The sequence below is a fragment of the Pseudomonas fluorescens group sp. PF-1 genome, assembly GCF_054481335.1.
In genome coordinates this window covers 1,994,647-2,017,316 of sequence record NZ_JBTMNG010000002.1, presented here as the reverse complement: position 1 = coordinate 2,017,316, position 22,670 = coordinate 1,994,647, and the positions used below count along the sequence as shown (strand labels likewise).

The 22,670-nt window shown below is 57.7% G+C and carries 22 protein-coding genes and 1 tRNA gene; 4 read left to right on the top strand and 19 right to left on the bottom strand.

Annotation, left to right across the window (positions count from 1 at the left end):
• Window positions 1-12 precede the first annotated feature (12 nt).
• The 5 genes from ACX3YD_RS24090 to ACX3YD_RS24070 all read right to left on the bottom strand — a co-directional run bounded on the left by ACX3YD_RS24090 (window position 13) and on the right by ACX3YD_RS24070 (window position 4,981).
• The gene (locus ACX3YD_RS24090) at window positions 13-945 is read right to left on the bottom strand and encodes a D-2-hydroxyacid dehydrogenase (RefSeq protein ID WP_090467704.1); all 933 of its coding nucleotides are present in this window, start codon (window positions 943-945) and stop codon (window positions 13-15) included.
• 121 nt (window positions 946-1,066) lie between these two features.
• Complete coding sequence (locus ACX3YD_RS24085; RefSeq protein ID WP_103405197.1) at window positions 1,067-1,360, bottom strand: YcgL domain-containing protein; 294 nt, start codon at window positions 1,358-1,360, stop codon at window positions 1,067-1,069.
• The gene (gene rnd / locus ACX3YD_RS24080) at window positions 1,357-2,490 is read right to left on the bottom strand and encodes a ribonuclease D (RefSeq protein ID WP_458961216.1); all 1,134 of its coding nucleotides are present in this window, start codon (window positions 2,488-2,490) and stop codon (window positions 1,357-1,359) included. Before rnd ends, ACX3YD_RS24085 begins: the two co-directional genes overlap by 4 nt.
• Window positions 2,491-2,613: 123 nt before the next feature.
• Complete coding sequence (locus ACX3YD_RS24075; RefSeq protein WP_103405195.1) at window positions 2,614-3,276, bottom strand: class I SAM-dependent methyltransferase; 663 nt, start codon at window positions 3,274-3,276, stop codon at window positions 2,614-2,616.
• Between the two features lie 55 nt (window positions 3,277-3,331).
• The gene (locus ACX3YD_RS24070) at window positions 3,332-4,981 is read right to left on the bottom strand and encodes a phosphoethanolamine transferase (protein ID WP_458961215.1); all 1,650 of its coding nucleotides are present in this window, start codon (window positions 4,979-4,981) and stop codon (window positions 3,332-3,334) included.
• 390 nt (window positions 4,982-5,371) lie between these two features.
• On the opposite strand from ACX3YD_RS24070, the gene ACX3YD_RS24065 reads away from it, so the two are divergent.
• The 3 genes from ACX3YD_RS24065 to ACX3YD_RS24055 all read left to right on the top strand — a co-directional run bounded on the left by ACX3YD_RS24065 (window position 5,372) and on the right by ACX3YD_RS24055 (window position 8,520).
• Window positions 5,372-6,556: a cyanate transporter gene (locus tag ACX3YD_RS24065; protein WP_458961214.1), complete on the top strand. Its 1,185-nt coding sequence runs from the start codon at window positions 5,372-5,374 to the stop codon at window positions 6,554-6,556.
• A 13-nt stretch (window positions 6,557-6,569) separates the two neighbouring features.
• Window positions 6,570-7,487 (top strand): DMT family transporter, encoded by a 918-nt coding sequence (locus tag ACX3YD_RS24060; RefSeq protein ID WP_458961213.1) that lies wholly within the window; start codon window positions 6,570-6,572, stop codon window positions 7,485-7,487.
• A 97-nt stretch (window positions 7,488-7,584) separates the two neighbouring features.
• Window positions 7,585-8,520 carry a LysR family transcriptional regulator gene (locus tag ACX3YD_RS24055; protein ID WP_458961212.1) on the top strand — a complete coding sequence of 312 codons (936 nt, stop codon included), beginning with the start codon at window positions 7,585-7,587 and terminating at the stop codon, window positions 8,518-8,520.
• A 3-nt stretch (window positions 8,521-8,523) separates the two neighbouring features.
• Here the strand turns inward: ACX3YD_RS24055 and ACX3YD_RS24050 are convergent, their stop codons facing one another.
• From ACX3YD_RS24050 to dapA, 14 genes are all read right to left on the bottom strand, one after another.
• Window positions 8,524-8,889, bottom strand: coding sequence for a 5-carboxymethyl-2-hydroxymuconate Delta-isomerase (locus ACX3YD_RS24050; RefSeq protein WP_103405190.1), 366 nt, complete (start codon window positions 8,887-8,889; stop codon window positions 8,524-8,526).
• Window positions 8,890-8,946: 57 nt separating this feature from the next.
• Window positions 8,947-9,873, bottom strand: a complete 927-nt coding sequence (locus tag ACX3YD_RS24045) for a LysR family transcriptional regulator (RefSeq protein ID WP_090467689.1) — start codon at window positions 9,871-9,873, stop codon at window positions 8,947-8,949.
• Window positions 9,874-10,063: 190 nt separating this feature from the next.
• Window positions 10,064-10,255, bottom strand: coding sequence for a YegP family protein (locus ACX3YD_RS24040; RefSeq protein ID WP_103405189.1), 192 nt, complete (start codon window positions 10,253-10,255; stop codon window positions 10,064-10,066).
• 243 nt (window positions 10,256-10,498) lie between these two features.
• Window positions 10,499-12,223: a diguanylate cyclase domain-containing protein gene (locus ACX3YD_RS24035; protein ID WP_047526800.1), complete on the bottom strand. Its 1,725-nt coding sequence runs from the start codon at window positions 12,221-12,223 to the stop codon at window positions 10,499-10,501.
• Window positions 12,220-13,257, bottom strand: a complete 1,038-nt coding sequence (locus ACX3YD_RS24030) for an ABC transporter substrate-binding protein (protein ID WP_458961211.1) — start codon at window positions 13,255-13,257, stop codon at window positions 12,220-12,222. Before ACX3YD_RS24030 ends, ACX3YD_RS24035 begins: the two co-directional genes overlap by 4 nt.
• A 181-nt stretch (window positions 13,258-13,438) precedes the next feature.
• Window positions 13,439-14,146 carry a methyl-accepting chemotaxis protein gene (locus ACX3YD_RS24025; protein ID WP_458962079.1) on the bottom strand — a complete coding sequence of 236 codons (708 nt, stop codon included), beginning with the start codon at window positions 14,144-14,146 and terminating at the stop codon, window positions 13,439-13,441.
• 280 nt (window positions 14,147-14,426) lie between these two features.
• Entirely contained in the window at window positions 14,427-15,002 is a 576-nt protein-coding gene (locus ACX3YD_RS24020) for a PAS domain-containing protein (protein WP_458961210.1), read from the bottom strand.
• Between the two features lie 45 nt (window positions 15,003-15,047).
• A complete protein-coding gene (locus ACX3YD_RS24015; protein ID WP_103405186.1) occupies window positions 15,048-17,267 on the bottom strand; it encodes an EAL domain-containing protein in 2,220 nt (739 codons plus the stop codon).
• Window positions 17,268-17,436: 169 nt separating this feature from the next.
• Complete coding sequence (locus ACX3YD_RS24010) at window positions 17,437-17,748, bottom strand: hypothetical protein (RefSeq protein ID WP_103405217.1); 312 nt, start codon at window positions 17,746-17,748, stop codon at window positions 17,437-17,439.
• Window positions 17,749-18,087: 339 nt separating this feature from the next.
• Window positions 18,088-18,177: transfer RNA gene (locus tag ACX3YD_RS24005), tRNA-Ser, on the bottom strand.
• 83 nt (window positions 18,178-18,260) lie between these two features.
• Window positions 18,261-18,974 (bottom strand): phosphoribosylaminoimidazolesuccinocarboxamide synthase, encoded by a 714-nt coding sequence (gene purC / locus ACX3YD_RS24000; RefSeq protein ID WP_090467683.1) that lies wholly within the window; start codon window positions 18,972-18,974, stop codon window positions 18,261-18,263.
• 28 nt (window positions 18,975-19,002) lie between these two features.
• The gene (locus tag ACX3YD_RS23995; RefSeq protein WP_047526792.1) at window positions 19,003-19,761 is read right to left on the bottom strand and encodes an MBL fold metallo-hydrolase; all 759 of its coding nucleotides are present in this window, start codon (window positions 19,759-19,761) and stop codon (window positions 19,003-19,005) included.
• 4 nt (window positions 19,762-19,765) lie between these two features.
• The gene (gene bamC, locus ACX3YD_RS23990) at window positions 19,766-20,881 is read right to left on the bottom strand and encodes an outer membrane protein assembly factor BamC (protein WP_103405185.1); all 1,116 of its coding nucleotides are present in this window, start codon (window positions 20,879-20,881) and stop codon (window positions 19,766-19,768) included.
• 17 nt (window positions 20,882-20,898) lie between these two features.
• Window positions 20,899-21,777: a 4-hydroxy-tetrahydrodipicolinate synthase gene (dapA, locus tag ACX3YD_RS23985; RefSeq protein ID WP_103405184.1), complete on the bottom strand. Its 879-nt coding sequence runs from the start codon at window positions 21,775-21,777 to the stop codon at window positions 20,899-20,901.
• Between the two features lie 327 nt (window positions 21,778-22,104).
• On the opposite strand from dapA, the gene ACX3YD_RS23980 reads away from it, so the two are divergent.
• Complete coding sequence (locus tag ACX3YD_RS23980) at window positions 22,105-22,665, top strand: glycine cleavage system transcriptional repressor (RefSeq protein WP_047526789.1); 561 nt, start codon at window positions 22,105-22,107, stop codon at window positions 22,663-22,665.
• Window positions 22,666-22,670 lie beyond the last annotated feature (5 nt).

Below are 22,670 nucleotides of genomic sequence, written 5' to 3'. Positions count from 1 at the left end.
TCCGCGGCGGACTCAATACCCGCGATTGAAATCCACTTCCCCGCGTAACGCCTCACCGGCCTGATAAGCCCGCAAGTTCTCGACAAACAGCTTCACCATCAACGATGGCGAGGTCGGTGCCGAGCTGTGACCGGTCAGCAGCAAGCCCCAGGCCGTCCAGAAAGGATGACGTTGCGGCAAAGGTTCCTGACGGCAGACGTCGATCACGGCGCCCACCAGATGCCCTTCTTTCAAGGCTTCCACCAGGTCCGCATCGACCACTGCCACACCGCGCCCGACGTTGATGAACAAACCGGTCGGTTTGAACTGTTTGAACAACGCGGCGTTGTAAATATCGTGGGTATTCGGTGTATTGGGCAGCAGATTGACCACGTAATCGACTTTACCGACCAGACGCGGCAAATCGTCGAGCGAGCCGACTTCGACAAACGGCGCCTGCTCGCGGGCCGAACTGGCGATACCGTACAGTTCGACGCCAAAGGGTTGAAGAAACTGCGCCACGGTCTGGCCGATGTCACCGGTGCCGACAATCAATACCTTGCGTCCCGCCAGGCTTTGCCCATGGCGACTGTCCCACTTGCGCTCGACCTGGCTGACCAACCGTGCCAGCACTTCCCGTTCGTGCCCAAGCATGTAGGTGAGTACGTATTCAGCCATGACCTGACCAAAAATCCCCACCGCACGTGTCAGACGATAGTGCCTTGGCAAACCGTCGGCCAACAGCGGCGTGATGCCGGCCCAGGTCGATTGCAGCCATTGCGGCTGATGGCCCTGACGCAGCAGCGTCGCCAGCAGGTCAGGCTGTCCGAGCCAGACCGGGCAGTCGGCCGCCTGGCGGGCCAGCTCGGCGGAATCACCGCTGGTCAGCACTTCCAGGTCGGGCGCTGCTTCACGCAACAGTTGGGCGTACACAGGGTGGTCGTGTTCAGCAATCAGAACGCGCATGCTTCAACCTTTCAAAAAAACGCTGCAGACGACCGCCGACAGCGTTTCGCTCCGTCGGCATGGCCATCGCCAAAATCATTCCAGTGGGTCACAAAGGCTCTGAATAGAGCCTGTCCGCCGATTACACAGGGTCGTTGCGGCGCAACAACTCTTCCGGCAAGTGCTCGATGTACTCATCCTCGGCCGGCGGCATTTGCAGGTGATAGCCTTGTTTTTCGAGGTTTTCAAGCACAACGGTGATGTCCTCGCGCGACAGTTTGCGCTCCGGGCTCAGCACCAGGTCGAAGGCATGGATGGCTTTGCCGAAGGCAACCATCAAGGACTCGGGCACGCGCTCCAGAGCATCGCTCTTGAGCACATACAGGTACATTTCGTTTCTTTTCGAACTGCGGTAGATGGAGCAAATACGTTTCAAGGCTGTTCTCCGGCGGTGGCCAGGCTGTCGAGCAGCGCCTGGCCCATCAATTCGCGGCGCCAGCCACGCAACGAATCAGGCAATTGGTAGGGACCATTGGGGAAGCCGCTTTTCAGCAGCGCTTCCAGGGTTTTCTTGCGCAGCATCAGTTCCGGCGCGATGTTCAGGCGTTCGCCCTCGGCCTGGCCGATGGCTTTCATTTGCTTGAGCAACACGGCGGCGTCCACCGGCAACGGCTCCGGCACGGCGGGCGGCCATTGATCCGGCGACACACTGCCAGAGCGCTTGATCAGATCAAGCAGAAATTCGCCGTCCTGACGCACGGTACGCGGGTGCATGTCTTCGATTTTCGCCAACGCGCCGAGGTTGTCCGGCTGCGTCCGGGCCAGTGGCCACAGCGAATGCTCGCGGATGATCCGGTTACGCGGCAGGTCACGGGCGCGGGCTTCTTTCTCACGCCAGGCGCAGAGCTCGCGCAGTACGGCAAGTTGGGCGCGGGACAGTTTCCAGGCCAGCTTGGCGTCGCGATAGACCTCGTACGGGTCGATTTCGCGGCGCAGGTTGGCCACCAGTTCGGCACCGTCTTCCAGGACCCAGGCGTATTTGTCGTCGGAAAGCTTCGGCCGAAGCTTCACGAACACTTCGGCCAGGTGCACGGCATCTTCGGCGGCGTAGCTGATCTGGGTTTCGGAAAGCGGACGTTGCAACCAGTCGGAACGAGTCTCGCCCTTGGGCAGGTCGATACCGAGCACTTCCTGCACCAGACGCGAATACCCCATGGAGAAACCCAGGTTCAGGTAAGCGGCAGCCAGCTGGGTATCGAACAATGGCGTTGGCAGGCTACCCGTCAGGCGCAGCAGGACCTCGAGGTCTTCGCTGCAGGCATGGACGACCTTGACCACCGCCGGGTTCTCCAGCAGTGCGGCCAAGGGCTGCCAGTTGTCGATGGTCAGCGGGTCGATCAGGTAAGCACGTACGCCATCGCCCACCTGCAACAGGCCCGCGATGGGATAGAAGGTGTCGACCCGCATGAATTCGGTGTCGAGGGCAACGTATGGCAACTGCTGCCACTCGGTACAAAACCGACCGAGGCTATCGTTGTCGCGAATCCAGTGAATATCGATGGCCACACGGCTCTCCCTTGAAGAATGGCGCGCAGTATATATCGCCCCCGGCGATTTCCGCGCATCCACTGAACAAGAGCCTTGGCGAAAACACCTGACGGATAGAAAGAATAGTCCGACAGCGAGGGGCTAGCCGGCCTTGCGCAGTACATAAACCCGCATCGGCGCGAAGCCTGGCAGGAAGTCCTGATGGCTGAGTACGCAGAAACCCGCTTGCTTGAACTCGGCTTCCAGTTCGGTCTTGTTGACCAGCGGACGGGCTGCATGCCCCTCCTCGTCTGAACGTCGCCCCTTGAACCGTCCACTGAGCCGTACGGCGACAATCACGGTATCGCGACCGACCCGGTGAAACTCGTGCAGCAGCGCCAAACGATGCTCAGAGCAGGCAATGTGCTGAAACAGATGCATGCAGGAAATGCAGTCGACCGCATTTTCCGACAAGCCGATGTTGAACGCTGAGCTTTGAAAGGTCCTGATCCGTTTCAACAGACTCTGCGGATGGTGGGTCCGGGCATGATCGAGAATGTCCTGGGACGGATCGGAAGCAAGGATCACCCGGTTCCCATGCTCGGCCAGCACTTTCCAGAAGCGCCCGACGCCACAGGCCACGTCGAGGATCAGGCCTGGCTCGCCAGCGACCTTGAGCGCATTGCGTACCAGTCGCTCTTCACGCCAGAACGCCAGACGCTCGACCAAGCCCTGCGCCCGCGGCTGCAGACAGACGCGGGCGTGTTCCTGATCGTAGCGCCGGGCGAACTCGAGTTCGATGGCGGATGGGGGCTGAGCGGACATGTGCAATGACTCTTGATCGTAGTTTTAGCGGTCGCTAAATGAAAAAAAGATCCAGTTACTCTTTGGCCAACACTCCGTCTTTCATCACACCACGGCATCCGGCAAACATATCCAGACCCTGGTCATAGGTCTTGCTGTTGACCTGTAGCAGACCCAACATCGAATGGAACAGGTTGTCCTGGCTCAGGGGTTTTTCACGACCCTGTTGCAGGCAATGGGTGTCTACCGAGAACGACTTCTGGTAGCTGTCGGAGAACCAGGCCAGCATCGCAACATGCTTCTGTTGTTCCGGCGCCAACATGTAAGGCGTGCCGTGGAGGAACAAATTGTATTCGCCCAGGGATTCGCCGTGATCCGACAAATAGAGCATTGCGGTATCGACTTTTTGCTGATTGCTGCGCAGCAGATCAATCAAGGTCGACAACACATGGTCGGTATACACCAGCGTGTTGTCATAGCCATTGACGATACTTTCACGGCTGCAGTTGTTCAGCGCATTGCTTTCACAGACGGGTGTGAAGCGTTCGAATTCTTTCGGGTAACGCTTGTAGTATTCCGGACCGTGGCTACCCATCTGGTGCAGAACCAATACCGTGTCTTTGCTCAAGGTGTCGATGAAGTGCTGCAAACCTTGCAGCAGGATTTCATCCCGGCATTCGCTGTTGGCGCACAACACCGGGTCTTTCAGGTTACTGACATCATCGAGCGTGACCCGATCGCAAGTGCCTTTACAACCGGATTGGTTGTCGCGCCAGATCACATCCAGCCCCGCACGCTTGAGCACGTCCAGCAGGCCTTCTTCATTCTTCGCCTTGCTGGCGTTGTAATCATTGCGCCCCATGTTGGAGAACATGCACGGCACCGAGACTGCGGTTTCAGTCCCGCAGGAATGCACATTGGTAAATGCGATCAGACCCGCTTCTTTATTAAGCTTGGGGGTCGTGTCGCGGTTGTACCCAAGAATGCCAAAGTTCTCCGCCCGGGCACTTTCGCCCACCACCAGAACCGTCAGGGATTTACGGTTGTGGGTTTGCCAGGCCGGATTTCGCTGGGCATCTTCACCGATTTTGACAAAGGGTTGCCGGGCGGACACGACCTGCTCACGCAAGTAACCGAACGAAGCACCGATGTAGTTGCTCGGCACCACCATCAGGCGCAACTCATGGTGATTGCGAAACAACGACGACAGGCCTTGATAGTTGACCAGCGCAACACCACCGATAACCGCGACCGAGGCCACACTCACCAACACCTTACTGAGCAGTTCGCGGTGCCAGCGGCGGTAGCTGATGGGGGTTTTCCACAAAAGGACCGAGGGCAAAACACCCAGCAGCACTATATAAACGAGTAACTTTATCGACAGTAAGTCACGCACTTCCGTGGCATTCGTCTCAGCGAAATTGCGGAACATGCCGGCGTCAATCAAGACACCATACTGACTCATGAAATAAGCGACGCCTGCACTGACCATGAACAGCAGGGTCAGAATCGGCTTAAGGACAGGGCGGAAAGCCAGCAAGGTCAGGATAATATTGAAGGCCGCGAGAATCATCGCCCCGAAGGCAACTCGCATGACGATGCCCTTGCCGTCAGCCGCGGTAATGTCGAACAGGTGCTGCCACAAAACAAAATTGAAGGCGACCAACAAAAAGGCACTGGCTATCAATGTCACCCACTCAGGGCGCACGGCTTTTATCTTCAACATGGGGGGTCGGCTGTTCCTGAAAAGAAAGGCCTCGGCAAATGCGAAAATGTTCCGTTTGCCGCGACGGCCTGAACTGTAGGCCGTCGACCATCAATTTTTTGTGAAAAAGAAGCCAATTAATGGTTGGCTTCAGGTGACAGACAGAAACTTTCGGACTATTTGAGAATTGTTCAGCTTTCATTCAGCCCCGTTCAGGCCGGGGTCAACCGCCATCGCCTGTCACCTTCGCCGGTTGCGCCGATGAACCGTCGATATCGACGGCCGCTCGCCCCCATGGGTTCAACGTCGCCGCCAGTATTATTTAACTTCTAAATACACCTCCGGACTTTCTGATTTGCGGCCTGCAGATCGCACGCGCCTAATCGGCCCACTGCCAATCAAGGTCCACTCATGGAAAACGTTCGCTCAACCTCCCGTCCCGCCCTGTGGCTGATGCTCGGCATCATGTTCATCGCCCTCAATCTGCGCCCCTCCATGGCCGCTGTGGGCCCGCTGTTGACGGCCATTCGCGGCGACATCCCGCTGAGCTTCACGCTGGCGTCGTTGCTGACCATGCTGCCGGTGATGGCCATGGGGCTGGCCATGTTTGTCGGGCTCGGTGTCAGTCAGCGCCTCGGCGAACAACGCACCGTGGTGCTGTCATTGTTGATTATCGGCCTGGCCACGGTGTCGCGTTTGTTCGTCGATTCGGCAGCCGAACTGATTCTCAGCGCGGTACTCGCCGGCATTGGTATCGCGCTGATCCAGGCACTGATGCCGGTGCTGATCAAATCCCGCTTCAGCGACAATGCTGCCTTGTGCATGGGACTCTACGTCACGTCGATCATGGGCGGCGCCGCCCTCGCCGCCTCTTTCGCGCCATTGCTGATGACCCGCACCGGCAGTTGGCGCCTGGGCCTCGCCGGTTGGGCGTTGCTGACCGTGCCGGCACTGCTGTTCTGGTGCGCCCAAGGCGCCGGGATGCCGACACAGCCCGCCCGGTCATCGAGCAACAGGTCCTTTTTCAGAAACCCTCGCGCCTGGTTACTCGCCATTTTCTTTGGCCTGGGCACGGCGTCCTACACCTGTGTCCTGGCCTGGCTGGCGCCGTACTACGTAGAAACAGGCTGGAGCGAACAGGACGCCGGTTTACTGCTGGGATTTCTAACCGCCATGGAGGTGTTGTCCGGCCTGCTGACGCCCGCCCTCGCCAGCCGCAGCCGTGACCGACGGTGGGTATTGGGGGTGTTACTGGTGCTGATCATGGCCGGTTTCTGCGGGCTGATACTCAGTCCGCATCACTTGAGCCTTCTGTGGCCGTGTCTGCTGGGGCTGGGTATTGGCGGATTGTTTCCGATGAGCCTGATCGTGTCGCTGGATCATCTGGATGATCCTCGGCGCGCCGGTGGCCTGACTGCGTTCGTGCAAGGCATCGGTTATTTGATCGCCGGGCTCTCGCCGCTGGTGGCCGGGATGATTCGAGATCAGTTCGCAGGCTTCGACTGGGCCTGGTGGACGCTCACCGCCGTCATGGCGCTGATGCTGCTGATGGTCTGGCGCTTCAATCCACTGCACTACGGTCGACACTTTGATTGACTCGGAGGCCACCATGAAACACACCGGATTCGCTGCTGCTCACGCTGGCATGCTGCTTTGGGCGGTGTTGATCGCCGCGTCGTTTTCCGCTGCGGCGCAGGTCAGCCAGGCCATAGACCCGATCCTGCTCACCGGTTTGCGCCTGTTGTTTTGTGCACTGGCATTTCTCCCCCTGCTGCTGTTCAAGGGCGATAGCGTCATGACCGCTCGCGGGTTGTTTGGCCACTGCGTACTCGGCTTGTTGCTGGCGGTGTATTTCGGTTCGCTGTTCGAGGCGCTGCGTTATACCTCGGCCGTCAACACCGGAACGATGTTTACCCTGGTGCCGCTGCTGACCTTGGGTTTCGAAGCAATGCTCATGCCCGACAGCCACTTCAAACAACGACTGTGGCCAATGCTGATCGCCGCTTCCGGTGCCGCGCTCCTGGTGATGAAAGGCACTGGCCCCGGCGAGTTGCCTTCACTGTACGCGCTGTCGGTGTATGGCGTCGGTTGCCTGGCAATGGCGCTCTACTCGCCCCTCAGCCAGCAACTCAAAACCCGTAGCCTCAAGGGGCGCGGCCCCGTGGCCATGACGTTCTGGAACATGCTGTTCGGCGCGCTGTTCCTGTTGACGTTCTGTGGGTTCAGCGGCGGCTGGCGTTCAACGTCATTGCTGACGACGACGGATGTCTACTGGCTGATGTACCTGGCACTGTTTGCCACCCTGGCGACATTCTGGTTATTGCATCGAGCCATTGGCGTGATCGCTCCGTCCTCGGTCATTGCCTACATTTATCTGAGCACACTGTTCATTACCCTGTTTCACTGGCTATGGGGGCGTCAGTCACCGTTGCCCCTGGAAACACTGGGCGCAGTGATGGTCGGGGCAGGCATGTTTGCCTTATTAAGCTCCAGCCGACGCACGACACCTGTAAGCGCTGGCCGTTGAATACTTGCCGGACGTTCTCCTTGCTCGTTCGTTGCGCTAGGATCGCTCGCACCGGTTTGCGCACCCGCAGCGCCCGACGAGCCGCGAGAGACAAGGAATGCTCAACAGTAACGTGCTAAGAAAGCTCGACATGCAGGACCTCATGGTGTTCGTCGCCGTATACGAGCAAAACAGCGTCACCGGGGTGTCCGAGGCCTTGTGTGTCAGCCAGTCCACCGTCAGTTATTGCCTGAAAAAACTGCGCGCCGGGTTCGCCGACGAGCTGTTCATCAATACCCGAAGCGGCATGCACCCCACATTCAAGGCCAGCCACATGTACCCTCATGTGCTGAAGATCCTCGAAAGCATCAATCTGTGTCACGCCGGGGCACCCGCGTTCAATCCAGCCTTGCAACCGGCGACCTTCAACATTTGCGCACCCGAGTATTTCGAGCAGTTGATCCTGCCGCGCCTGTTGAAGAACTTCGCTTTCGCCGACCTTCCGGTGATGATCAACATGCACAAGTTCGAAACCGATATCCCGGCCGAGGCACTGCGCGATGGCAGCCTTGATCTGGTGATTGGTTTCGGCCCGAACTTTCATCGCAGCCACGGCGACTTGAATGCGCGCACGCTACTGGAAGATGATCTGGTCTGCGTCTTCGACGCCTGCGCCACACCAGTGGAACCGCGCTTGAGCCTGCAAGCGTTCGTCCAGCGTCGCCATGTGTTTCCGACACCATGGACGTCCACCACCAATATGGTCGATGGCTGGCTGGCACAGCAGGCGCGGAAACGACACATTGTGGCGCGAGCCAATAGCTACAGCGCGGCACTGAAAATGATCACAGGCACTGACCTCATCCTGACTTTGCCCCGGCGCATCCAGCGACTGCTGGCCGATGAAGCAGCCTTCAATCACCGTGAAGCGCCGGAGGGTCTACCGGGCTTCACGCTCGACATGCAGTGGAGTCAAAGGGTCGATCAGGACAGCGCCAACGCCTGGTTGCGCGAACAAGTGATCAGGGCCTGCACCGATCCGCAAGGGACCTGAAACTCAGACGCCAATGGCGGTCTTCGCGTAGGACTCGCGGTCGATGTCGAGGATTTCCACACATAACTGGACTTCAACGCCCGCCGGCCATTCGCATAGATCTTTCACCACTGCGAGCAGGCTTTCGGACAGTTGCTGCTTGATCTGCGGCGAGCGCCCACTCAGCAGTGCCAGCTTCACATGCACGAACGCCCGATCAGCCATGGCAGTACCGACCTTGAATGTCTCGACCTTCACCGCGCGACTCTTGATGTCGAACTCGGCACCGAACTGACCGGACGCCACCAGCGCATTGTTAAGCCGAATCAATGCCACATCGGCGTTCAGCTCGGGCAGGTTGGCGGTGTATTCCAGGTGCAGATGGGGCATGACGTTACTCCTGTAGGTCGGCGCAAAGGACGTAGATATAACACAGAGCGGTCTTGCTCACTGCGGTAGCGACAACAAATTGCGTTCGCCCATGAACGACTCCAGGCGCGAGCGCAACCAGCGTTCGGCGGGGTCGGTGTCGGCATGACTGAGCCAAACCATGGACAGCTCCAGGGTTGGTGTGTTGAACGGAAAGGGTTCCATGAACAACTGCCCGGTCGCTGCCATGGCCTGCGCTGCGTAATCGGGCAGACTGGTAATCAGATCGGTCCCGGCGAGCAATGCAGGCAAGGAGCTGTACTGCGGCACCGAAAGCACCACTTGGCGCGTGCGACCGATTTGCGCCAGCCACTCATCGGCGAAGCCACTGACGTTGGCGACGGGGGACACCAGCACATGGGGACGCGAGCAGTATTCATCGAGGGTCAGAGGCGTATCGGAGGCATCGGCACGCAACACGCAGGGTTGAATGTGCCGCAGCAACTTGCGTTTGGCATTGGCCGGCAGGCCACGCGTTTGAGTGATACCGACCGTGACATCGCCGGACGCCAGCAAATCGGGAATTCGCCAGGAATCGACATTCTGCACCACGAACACCACTTTCGGCGCTTCCTGGCGCAATGCGCGCAGAAGCGACGGCAGCAGACCGAACTCGACATCGTCCGACATGCCGATCCGAAAGGTCATGGTGCTGCTACCGGGGTCAAAATCGTGGGTCAGACTCAACGCCACCGACAACGAATCCAGCGCTGGCGACAGGTATCGAAAGATCTCTTCAGCCCGCGCGGTCGGTTCCATGCGATGACCGACACGGATGAACAACGGATCGTTGAACATTGCACGCAAGCGGTTGAGCGCCGAACTGATGGTTGGCTGGCCGAGAAACAGCTTCTTCGCCACCTTGGTGACATTGCGCTCGATCATCAGCGTTTCAAACACCACCATCAGATTGATGTCGGCCTTGCGTAGTTCGTTGCGATTCATCCATTGCCCCTGCGCCCATACACTGTCGACAGTTTAGGGAGATGTCACAATCGGCGTCTATGCGACTAGAGAGAATCACCTGACTACTTGCGTTAAATGTAAAGGCCTTCACGGTTTTGTCTTACAGTCCGGGGTTAAGTCGCCCGGCTGAAACGAAGCTGCCCTGCATGGGCAGCTTCATATTTGACGCCTAGATCACCTTGACCGGCGTCTGTTCGCAGGTGCCTTTGATCAAACCGATGGCATGCAGACAATCGGACTTGTTGATGTAAGCCTCCCCGCTGGCAATCGTTTCATGATTACCCGCCTTCAAACGCCAGCGCCATTGGCCTTTGCCAGTCAGAACGGTGCCACGGGTTTGCCTGTAAATCTCAAAATACATACTCGCTCCTTGCGGTTATTAATGACGACAGGAAACTGACCTGCGCCGACAGAGTAGAGGAGCGATCCGGGATATAAAGGCAAACAAGAGCCAGTAAATATTGCGAAGAAACGTGTGACCTTCTATCGGTAAAAATCACACGGATACGGGGAATAACAACGACCAGGCTCGGTAAACTTTCAGACGTCTAAATGGCTTATTCATACAGAAAAACAGCGACCCTGCCAGGCACCCACTTCTCTGTCAGTTTTCAACCATCACTTCGAAGGAGTACCTGTTTTTGCCCGCACTCTTTGCTTTATACATTGCATGATCGGCATGCTGGATCAGAGTCCCAATGTCGTTGCCGTCGCGTGGAAACATGCTCACGCCCATGCTGGCATGGACGTTCACCCCTTTTCCATCGATCAAAAGCGGCAGTTGAAAGCAGACATGCAGCTTTTCCAGTAACGCGACTATTTTCCGAGGATCCTGGACATCCTCAAAGAACATCACGAATTCGTCTCCTCCCAAGCGTGCGACGTTGTCGCGGGCCTCACTGACTGAACCGAGCAGCTTGGCCACCGCCTGCAGGACCTGATCGCCAAAGCGGTGACCCCACTGATCATTCACCTCCTTGAAATGATCCAGATCGACAAACAGCAAAGCCATTTTCTGACCGCTCTGTCGCGCACTGATCAAGGCCTGTTCCAGACGTTCGAAGCACATCCGCCGATTGGGCAGCCCCGTCAGCGAATCATGGCGGGCCAGGTGTTCGAACGCTGCGCGGCTGTGGGTGAGGTCTTCGAGCTGGGTGAGAATTTCCTGTTTCATCGCACGGAAACTGCGCGCCAATACACCCAACTCGTCTTGTCGAGGCGGCAGCTCGCTGATCTTTCGTTCCCGGGAAAACAACTCGACCGCTTCGGTCATGTTGCGCAGCGGTCGAATCAGCGCCCGGGACACAATGAACGCCACCAGCAGTGCCAGCAGACTGAAAAACACGGCAATTTGAGCGATATAGCCACCGGCACGCGAGGCTTGCGCCAGCACATGACTCTGCAGTTGCCCCAGGCCAAGAATAATAAAAGGTTCAGATGTTTTGCTGTTGTTGGCAAGCCGCACAAAAGCCGCAACCAAACCATCTTGTTGATTTTGTTCGACGCTACGACTGATCAAGCTATTGGGGCCGCTCGTATCGAGAAGCCGGGACACCTCAGAGAACTCATCTTGCAGAAACAGGCGGCGGCCCTGGTCGAAACCGAACGTCCGCCGATGATCGGGATGAATCAATAAATCGCCCCAACGATTACTGAGATAGACCTGATATTCATCCGGCAAATCACTTTGCAGTTGGCTGAACAGCTGGTCGAGATCGACATTGATGACCAGCAGTGCGAACACTTTCCCGTCGGCGTCCGCCACAGGCGTCGAAACGTGCAACGTCGGTTTGCCCAACCCGGAATGCGCGCCTTGCTCGCGATTGATGACAATAGGAGAAATGCGTACATCGCCCGGAGCCAACTTCAACGCCTCGAACACATAGGCAAAATGCCCCTTCTCTTGCAGATCGGCACCACTGACCCTGACGATATGATTGCCGTCCCGATCCTGGCGAACCCATTCCAGTCCATGGTCGGAGGCGCTGATCAAACGAATCTGCATGTAGTCAGGATGCGCCAGCAACATCGCGCGGAACAATGCGGCCAGATCATCCTGCACGTGACTACGTTGCGCGGGGTCGTTGATACTCGCCAACTGGCGAACCTGCGGACCATGAGTCAACACAGCGGCATCCAGAGAGATATTGTGCAAACTGCTCTGAAGATTACGCCCGAGCACTTGAACCGCGGTTTGCAAATCGCGCTCGGCAGCCTGAAGCAGTAACTCGCGACTGCTGTTATAGATGTAGTACCCCGCAAGAGCCGTGGGCAACATGCCAAAAACAGCCATCAGGCAGCCAAGTTTAAAGGCGATGCCAAACCTCATCGCGGCTCCAACGGCGGACGCTCGCCCGACACGATACGTTGCCAAAGTTCGGCGCGGCGCTTGTCGTTCTCAACGGGACGCAGCCAGATCAAGCGGTATGTGGAGCCGCCCTCGTTCGGCTCCTGCAGTGTATTAGGGAGCCCCTGACGTTCAGTGAGGAGGTGACTGACCTCAGGCTCGAGCATGTAGTTGATCCAGACGCTGGCCAGTACCGGATCGCGCGCACCACGACTGATTGCCCAGCAGTCGAGCCAGGCCAGCGCGCCTTCACGCGGAATCGCATAACCCACATCGATCCCCGCGTCTCGTAGCTGCTTGAGTTGCTGACGCCCGTAGTTGGCAAACAAAAGTGCCACGTTATGCGAACGAAAAAGCTCGGCAGCCTCCTCCGGTAGCGAATAGAACGTCAGGACATTGCGGCGCAGAGCAACCAAATGCTCGGACACACGGGCAAAATCGGCAGCCTTTATCCGAAACGGATCGCCGCCCAAAGACAGGCTGGCCAGGGAAAAATTATGGTTGCTTGTATTGAATGCCAGCACACTGCCCTGAAACTTCGGGTCCCACATGCTGGTGATCGAGTCGGGTGGCTGACTGAACTGCTTTCGATCATAGATCAGTCCCATGTCTGACCAGACATAGGGAATGGCGTAGATGCGACCGTCGACCACTACATCGGGGATTCTTGAATAATCGCGAAACCGCGGGAGCTGACGAGAAGTATTGGCAATCCGCTCCGGGCGAAGCGGTTGAAGTAAGCCTTGGTCGGCGTAGTAGTGGACCTCCGCCGTATTGGCAGCAATCACATCGAAATCACCGCCCCGGTTTTCCGTCATCTTGCTTCGAAGCACTTCATCGCTACCCACCATGGTGACTTCGACTTTAACGCCATGGCGTTTTTCGAAGGCAGCAACGATGTCACCGTCGGCATACCCAGGCCAGGCAAGCACGCGCAATGTCGGCGTATCAGCCTTGACCTGCAGTGATAGCAAAAAGATGAAAGGTATTACCCACAATGGGCACCGGTAACTCATGAAGACTGCCCAGAAGATGCAATATGGCCACTATACATAGGGCAATGTGCCGATGCTTGGCAACCTATTCGAACAGGCCGCGCCTTCGGTCGGAAACGCTGAGCTGATCACGACTGCCTTTTCAGCTTGAAACCGGATTGCGCTGGACGGGTCAGCCAACTCGAACCCGTCATTCATTACGTTAACGCCCCCAGAATTGCGCCGCCAGCAGTTGAAGGCGCTCAGCCAGTTGGGCGACATGGGCAGCAGTCGTGCGACTCTGGTTACCGGCAAGCACATTGCTCTGAGTGGCTTGACTGATACCTGTCAGGTTGCACTGGATACTGTCACCCACCGAGCTCTGCTCTTCCACGGCGGCGGCTATTTGCACACTCATATCGCTGATTTCACCGACTCGCTGGGTGATTCCATCCAGCGCCCGGGCGGCAAACTGTGCCTGTTCAACACTGGTCTCGGCCTTGCTGTGGCTGCGTTGCATCGCGACCACGGCGTCACCCGTGGAGCGCCGCAAGGTATCGATGGTTCCCTGGATTTCCGCGGTGGATTGCTGGGTGCGCGAAGCCAGCCCGCGCACTTCGTCGGCGACCACGGCGAAACCGCGCCCGGCCTCGCCGGCGCGAGCGGCCTCGATAGCGGCGTTGAGGGCGAGCAGGTTTGTCTGTTCGGCGATGCTTTGGATGACCTCGAGGACGCGGTTGATTTCCTGGCTATGTTGTTCCAGTTGGTAAATCACCGCGCTGGTCTGCTGCACCTCGCTGGCGAGGCTATCGATGTGTTGGCAGGTTTGCTCGACCAGCTCTCGACCTCGGTCGGTTTCTTGATTGGCCAGGCTCGCTGCGTTGGCGGTGAGCTGAGCGTTGCGCGCCACTTCCTGCACACTGCTGGCCATCTGGGTTATGGCGCTGGCCACCTGAGCAGTTTCCCCTTGCTGCTGTAAGGTCACGCTGTTGTTATTGTCCACTGCGGCGACGAGCTCTTCGGCTTCTTTGTTCAACTGATGGGCCGAATCGGCAATGCGTCCAACGACTGCCCGCGTCTCGGCTTCGAGCATTTGCAAGGTGAAATCGATCTGTCCGAATTGGTCGCGACGGCCGGTGTACAGCATCTGGCTTAGTGGATTATTGGCTATATTTGTGGCTTTTCGGGCAAGGACGTCGAGGGGACGCAGGCTATAGCGCAGCATGCCGCCGATCAGCAAGCTCAATAGCTGCATGGTTCCAGGATAGGGCGCCCACCCAGCCTAAAACGATAAAACCGAGCAGATTCAGCGCAGTGGCAGCAAGTGCCAAGCGCATGCCGACGGACAGTCGTGACGGAGACAGGCAGTGTGTTTTTTTACCTCTGCGCAACTGTGCATAGAGATGTTCGGCGGCCTCTACCAGTGCTTTCGGTGGGCGCGTACGAACCGATTGGTACTCCACTGTTTCACCATTGCGCTGCATCGGCGTGGCGTAGGCGCTGACCCAGTAGTGATCACCATTCTTACAACGATTTTTTACAAGGCCCATCCACGAGCGTCCGGCCTTGAGGGTTTGCCAAAGATGTTCAAAAGCTTCTGGCGGCATATCCGGGTGACGCACGATGTTGTGATTGACGCCGAGCAACTCGGCCTCACTGAAACCGCTGATGTTGATGAAATCCGGATTGACGTATGTGATGGCGCCCTTCGGGTTGGTTGTTGAAAGAATGTTCGCATTGACGCTGAACTCGACAGCACGACCACTGACCGGAAGATTGATTTTCATTATTTGCCTCCTTAGCTGATGGATAACGCTGGGTGCCTGCCGTGCTTACAGCAATGGACATCCGAGCCCCTCGAAACAGTCTTCTCCGCTGAACAACCGTTGCATCTGCGCAGCAGGTCGTGGTCGGCTAAACCAGTAGCCTTGGGCGTAGTGGCAGCCTTCACCCACCACAAAGTCGAGTTGTGCCGGGCTCTCGATGCCCTCGGCCACGACTTCCAGGCCAAGACTACGGCCGAGGCCGATGATCGCCTGGCTGATCGAGCTCTGTTTGTTGTCGTACGGGATGCCGCCGATGAAACTTTTATCCAGCTTGAGGATGTGCAGTGGAAAGCGTGTGAGATAACCGAGCGAGGAGTAACCGGTGCCAAAATCGTCCAGCGCCAACAACACACCAAGACTGGCCAATTCGTTCAGACAGGCCAATGTGTCCAGATCGTCATGCATCAGTTGGCTTTCTGTAATCTCCAGGATCAGGCTGGCAGGTGGCAGGCCGCTTTCACGCAGGATGTCGATCACCCGGAGAATGAAGTCGGCCTGTTGCAACTGGAGGCTGGAAATGTTCACCGAACAGCGCAGATGGCCATGTCCGGCCAGTTGCCACAGGCGGGTCTGTTGGCAGGCCTGGCGCAGTACCCATTCGCCAACGCGGATGATTTCCCCCGACTCTTCCAGCGCCGGGATGAACTCCAGGGGCGAGATCAAACGTTCGCCATGGCGCCACCGTACCAGCGCTTCGACCCCGGACATGAGGGGCGCCCCCTGCTCAAGACGATAGATCGGTTGGTAATGCAGTTCGAATTCATTGTGTTGCAGCGCCTGGCCCAGAGCGGACTCCAGTTCCAGATGGTGTTGCGCGGTGTCTTGCAACGCTTCGCTGTAGTGGGCGAACCGCGCCTTGCCGGCAGACTTGGCTCTGTAGAGGGCAAGGTCGGCGGCCTGCAAGACATCCAGCGCTTTGCCGTGATCATGCAATGGGGCGATGCCGATACTGGCGCTGACCACCAGGACACGATCGTCCATGTGCAGCGGTTGATGCAGGTTGTCGAGAATGCGTTGGGATATTTGCTCGGCGTCGCGTTCGCAGGAGAGTTCATGAAGCAATACGATGAACTCATCTCCGCCGAAGCGGAACAGCTGATCGCTGGGGCGCAGAGCGTCTCTCAAGCGCTGTGCCACTTCTACCAGCACGCGATCACCGACGTTGTGACCGAGGCTATCGTTGATCAACTTGAAGCGGTCGAGGTCGATGAACAACAACGCCTCGTGAGCACCTCCCTTGCGCCGCTTCATGAAGGTTTTCTGCATTTGCTCATCAAGGCGCATACGGTTGGCCAGGCCGGTCAGCGGATCATGGTGGGCGGCATGATTGAGCCGCTGCTCAGCGTCCTTGCGTGCACTGATATCCGACTGTGAACCAGCCATGCGTAGCTGGCCTGCTGTCGTGACTTCGGCGACCCCTCGCACCAGTACCCAAATATAGCCACCGTTGTTTTGGCGGATGCGGTACTCGTGATGGACAGAAGGTGTCTGCCCTTTTATGTGGGCATCGATGGCCTGGCGAAATTCCGGCAAGTCGTCCGGATGCACGCGACCGAACCAACTGGCACTGCTCTCGCCGATGCTGTCGCGGTTGAGGTCGAGCATGCTGGCCCAGCGCTCTGAAACGTACAGGCGATCCTGATCGACATGCCAATCCCAGATTCCATCGTTGGCACCGCGTAGCGCACGGGCGAAGCGAGCCTCACTGTCCTCCAGAGCCTTGTGCTGAGCCGCACTGTAGGTGTCGATGGCCAAGGTCATGTCGAAGAACACCGCCTTCAACAGACTTGAATAGAGCGTGGCGTTTTGACTGTCGCCGAACACGCTTTTAAGCATGTCGTCCAGGTAAAGACGGTAGCTACCGAGGTACCACTTCAACTCCAGGCCGACTTGTTGGTGAATCACGCCGATGCGCAGACGGCCGTTGACGTAGGTGTCATCGTAGGGCCCGCCCCACAAACACTGGTAATACTCGACCTGGCTGAGCTTCAAACGTGCGGTGACCTCCGGCGCACGAAGTAACGCAGACGGCGTAGAGAAGTTCGCCAGGTGACGGTACAAATGATCGACGAAAGCTTGCTGAGCCGGGGCCATGTGCTGAGCTGCTGCTCCGAGTCGCTCGGCATCTTCGGCCGTCCAGTCGAGAAAGCGAAAGCGTTCGACAACTTCCTCGTGATCGAGACGAATACGCCTGAGCAACTCCTCCAGATCTTTTGTCACCTTCATTCGCAGACCCCTGTGTTGTAGAGATTCCTTTCTGTTAACAAAAAAAAACGCCGCGACACCGAGTTCTGGTCAAGAACTGGTGTCACGGCGCTTCGTCTTTCAGGCCCGTTGTCCTGCTCGGCAAAGCCGGTTCCCGCATTAGGCGGAACCTACTAATGGCATATTTACATCACTCTGGATTGTCTGACAGTTTATCCAGCAATGCAACCAAGCGCCGCCGTAGCAGCCCCAGCTCGCGAGATTTAAAGGCGTGTCGAGTCTGCTCCAAAACCTCGGTAGCATCCAACAAAGCAGCCTGCACCAGGCCAGGTGACGCCAATTGCGCCTCACCGAGCCAGCGGCAAAACGGCACGGCACTGCAATCACTCGGAGCGCTCAGCACCTCGCAATCTGGTGCTATATGAACCAGCAATTGGCGCAATTGATCGGCTAGTTCGAGGTCGTTGCAGATAATTCGGGTTGTCTGGCTGGAATCGTTCATCAACTGCATCCCCAAAAGGTTGATGCGCTGTTTACAACACAGTCCTTGGCGTTTTATTGATTCAAATCAATGGCGAAACCGATCCCATGGATTTTCCACCTGCCATGAAACTCATCGCTATTCCTTCCAGTCTCGGATGCCTGGAAGGGAGACTGCAGAATTAGTAAAAATAGGACAGGGTCAGTGGCATCTCGGTGACTGGATCAATTTGGTGTCGGCGACAACAGACATCCGCCTTTGATCGAAAAACACTGCGCCATCCAGGGTCATGGGCCGAGATTTTTTCAGAAACACAGAAACGAAAAAGCCCTGAATAATCAGGGCTTTTTCGTAAAGGTATGGCGGAGAGATAGGGATTCGAACCCTAGGTACCGGTGAAGGTACAACGGATTTCGAATCCGTCCCATTCGGCCACTCTGGCATCTCTCCAACGGCGCGCATCATAACAACACTTTCGCCGGAAGCGAACCCCCTAAGCGAAATTTTTCCGTGCTATCAGATGCTTGCGTCGATTAAAGCGGTACACCCAGACGATTGGCGACTTCTTCATAGGCTTCGATGACGTCACCGAGGCCCTGACGGAAGCGGTCCTTGTCCATTTTCTTGCCGGTCGCCTTGTCCCACAGACGGCAGCCGTCCGGGCTGAATTCGTCGCCCAGGACGATGGTGCCGTCGTGGAACACGCCGAATTCGAGTTTGAAGTCGACCAGCAGCAGGCCTGCGTCGTCGAACAACTTGCTCAGCACTTCGTTGACCTTGAGCGACAGTTCTTTCATCCGAACCAGTTGCTCAGCCGTCCCCCAACCGAACGCCACGACGTGGGATTCGTTGATGAACGGGTCGCCCTTGGCGTCGTCCTTCAGGAACAGTTCGAAGGTGTAAGGGTTAAGCTTCATGCCCTCTTCCACGCCCAGACGCTTGACCAGGCTGCCAGCGGCGTAGTTACGCACGACGCACTCGACCGGGATCATGTCCAGCTTCTTGACCAGGCACTCATTGTCGCTCAGCAGTTTGTCGAACTGGGTCGGCACGCCGGCTGCTTCGAGTTTCTGCATGATGAAGGCGTTGAACTTGTTGTTCACCATGCCTTTGCGGTCGAGCTGTTCGATGCGCTTGCCGTCGAACGCCGAAGTGTCGTTGCGAAACAGCAGGATCAAACGGTTAGCGTCGTCGGTCTTGTAAACCGACTTGGCTTTGCCGCGGTAGAGTTCTTCACGTTTTTCCATGATGGGCTCCGCTTGGTAAGTAGATGGGCTAGGCGATGTGTCGCCAGTCGAGCCCTGAATCTTGATCGGCCAGTTGCAGCCAGTCCGGGTCGCACCCAAGGGTGTCGACAAAACATTGCCGGGCCAGCTGCGGCAAGTTGTTCTTGCTGCTCAGGTGGGCCAGGACCAGGTGTTGCAGGTCTTTCCAGCCCAACTCGGCCACCAGAAATGCCGCCTGATGGTTGTTCAAATGTCCCAGTTCGCCGCCTACCCGCTGCTTAAGAAAGTACGGATAGTGACCGCGAGCCAGCATGTCACGGCAGTGGTTGGCCTCGATCATCAATGCATCGAGATCCCGATAGCCGTCCAGCACCTTGTTGCAGTACGAGCCCAGGTCGGTCAACAGGCCAAAGCGTCGCTGACCGTCGCTGAACACGTATTGCGTCGGTTCCTGCGCATCATGGGCCACGGCAATGACACCGATGCTCAAGTCGCCGACTTGCAGTTGTTCGCCATCCGCCAGGAAACCCGCGGGTTCAATCGGCTTGCGCATCCCGCGCAAGGTCCCGCGACTGAGGTAGACAGGCAGATTGTAGCGCCGAGACAGCAAACCCACGCCATGCACGTGGTCGGCATGTTCGTGGGTCACGAGTATCGCGCTCAGCTGCGCAGGGTTCACACCCAGGCGCAGCAGGCGTTTTTCGGTTTCCCGCAGGGAGAAACCACAATCCACCAGCACGTACGTATCAGCACTGGCTATCAGCGTGCCGTTCCCCTGGCTACCGCTGCCGAGAACGGCAAAACGCATGTGATCAGCCCAGGTTGTCCTGAATCACGCTCAACACTTTGCGCGCTACATCAGCAGGCGCCACAGTATTGATGTTTTTCTCGACGGTGACCTGAACACTGTCGCCCACCTTGCTCAGGCGAACCTGATAACGCTCGGCACGGGCTTCAAGCTGTTCCTTGTCTGGCTTGCTGCCGAACAGACCACTGAAGAAACCTGGCTTGTCATCCTTCTTCTCGGCTTTTTCCGCCAGGTTGATGTAGTACAGGCCCAGGCTGCGGTTAATGTCTTCAACGCGCCATTCGCCCTGTTCCAATGCACGACCGACACTCGCCCAGGCCCGATCCAGGTCCGAACCGACGTTCAGGACAGGGTTGCCGCTGCCATCAACGCTCAGGCTGACACGGCTTGGCGTTTCGAAGTCACGGGAGGCCAGCATGGAGACCGAACCGCCCTTCTCCGAGATGCGGCTCATGCTCGCGAGCATGTCGTCGACCAGTGCCGCGTCCAGGCCAGTATTGACCGAACGGTTGGTGAAGGCGACATCGGCGGTGCTGCCGGCAGGACGCTCGGCAGTGACCACATAGACTTCACTGGTGTTACGTTGCACGCCCGGTTCGATACGCACACGGGCACGGATTTCGCTGTCAGTGCCGACACCGGCTGCGCTCAGGCGCTTGGCCATGGCGGCGGACAGTTCGTCAGAGTGTTGCCAGGTCGTGGTGAACTCGCCGGTCTGCGGGCGCTGCTCGTCCAGACGGAAACCGTTGTCCTGGAAGAACTGCACGGCCACTGGCCAGGCTTCGGCCGGCGGATTTTGTGCCAGGATCCAGTGCGAGTCACCGCTCTTCTGCAGGGAGTAGGCGCTGGCATCGGCAATGGCCGACAATGGTTGCGGCCGAGGCACGATGTATTCGCCCTTGACGGTTTCGTCCGCTACGTTACGCGGGATCGGCAACAGCGGATCCAGACGCTTGGCGGTGCGAACATCCGGCGGCAGTTGCATCGGTGCAGTCTGTTGCGCTTGCAGGTAATCGCTACCACGGTCACGGAAATAACCTTCCGGGCCCCAGACCCATCCACAGCCACTGGTGCTGGAGATGATCAAGGCAAGTGCGGAAAGTCCGGCCAATCGCTTCATGCGTAATGCTTCCTCAATTAAACCAGAACGCCGGACTGGCGCATGGCCTGCCGCAGCGGTTCGTGACATTCGGCGCTGAGCCAGGTGAGCGGCAGACGGATGCCTTCCGGCATCAGGCCCATCTCATGCAGCGCCCATTTCACAGGGATAGGGTTGGATTCGATAAACAGGGTTTTATTGAGCGGCATCAGCTTTTCATGGATGGCGCGCGCCTTGTCGGCCTCGCCATTCAGCGCAGCGATGCACAGGTCGGCCATTTCGCGCGGTGCAACGTTGGCAGTGACCGAAATATTGCCCTTGCCGCCCAGCAGGATCAGCTCGACTGCGGTGGCATCGTCACCGGAGAGCACCAGGAAATCGCTGCTGACACCGTCGATAATGGCTTTGGCACGCTTGAGGTCGCCGGTGGCTTCCTTGATGCCGATGATGTTCTTGACGGTCGACAGACGGATCACGGTTTCAGCCTGCATGTCGCAAGCGGTACGTCCGGGCACGTTATAGAGGATCTGCGGGATATCGACGGCTTCGGCGATCGCCTTGAAGTGCTGGTACAAGCCTTCCTGGGTCGGCTTGTTGTAGTAGGGAGTGACCAGCAGGCAGGCATCGGCGCCGGCGGTCTTCGCGTTGGTGGTCAGCTCGATGGCTTCACGGGTCGAGTTGGCGCCGGTACCGGCGATCACCGGAATGCGGCCATTGACCTGCTTCACTATGCGACGGATGACTTCGATGTGTTCGCTCACATCAAGAGTGGCCGACTCACCTGTTGTGCCGACCGCCACGATGGCGTGGGTGCCGTTTTGCAGGTGAAAGTCCACCAGTTTGCTCAGACTGTCCCAGTCGAGACGACCCTGTGCATCCATGGGTGTGACCAGTGCCACCATACTGCCCGCAATCATGCAACCGCTCCTGCCGGAAAAAGAGAGCGGTAATGGTACTGGCGCCAAGATGCTTGTACAAGCGAAGTACTGCGCTGCCGCCATTCCCCTGAGCGTCGCTTTTCGCTACCCTTCAGACTTTGATCGATACTGACAAGCTCGTACGTCGGGTTTAAGCCTCCATTTTCGGCATCACAAGCCCCAATCCAGCGTTGCGGCCCCTCGCTCTTGCCATTGTGGAGCACGTTGCAACCTGTGCCTCGGGCTTTCTGAATTCGCATCCGCTGGCTCGCCCTGCTAAAACAAGCCGACAGAAGTATTGACCGCTCATCGCTTTAGGAATGCTGCATGTCCACCCCCACAGTTCGCGAACAATTCCTTGTCATCAGTGCCCTTGGCGCCAACCCCATGGAGCTGACTAACGTCCTGTGCCGCGCCAGCCATGAAAATCGCTGCGCCGTGGTTACCTCACGCCTGACACGCCACGGCGAGTGCAGTGCGCTTATCCTCGAAGTCTCTGGCAGTTGGGACGCCCTGGCACGCCTGGAAGGCAGCCTGCCCGTGCTGGCGAAACGGCACGCGTTCACCGTCAATGTAGTGCGCAGCGCAGCCCTGGAGAATCGTCCACAGGCTCTGCCTTACGTTGCATACGTCAGCTCGGCCTACCGATCGGACATCGTCAACGAGTTGTGCCAGTTCTTCATGGACCACAACGTCGAGCTGGAAAACCTGACTTGCGATACCTATCAGGCTCCGCAGACCGGCGGCACCATGCTTAACGCCACGTTTACCGTGACCTTGCCGGCCGGTGTGCAGATCAGTTGGTTGCGCGATCAATTCCTCGACTTCGCCGACGCGCTGAACCTGGATGCCCTGATTGAACCGTGGCGCCCACAAAACCCAATGTAAGGAAG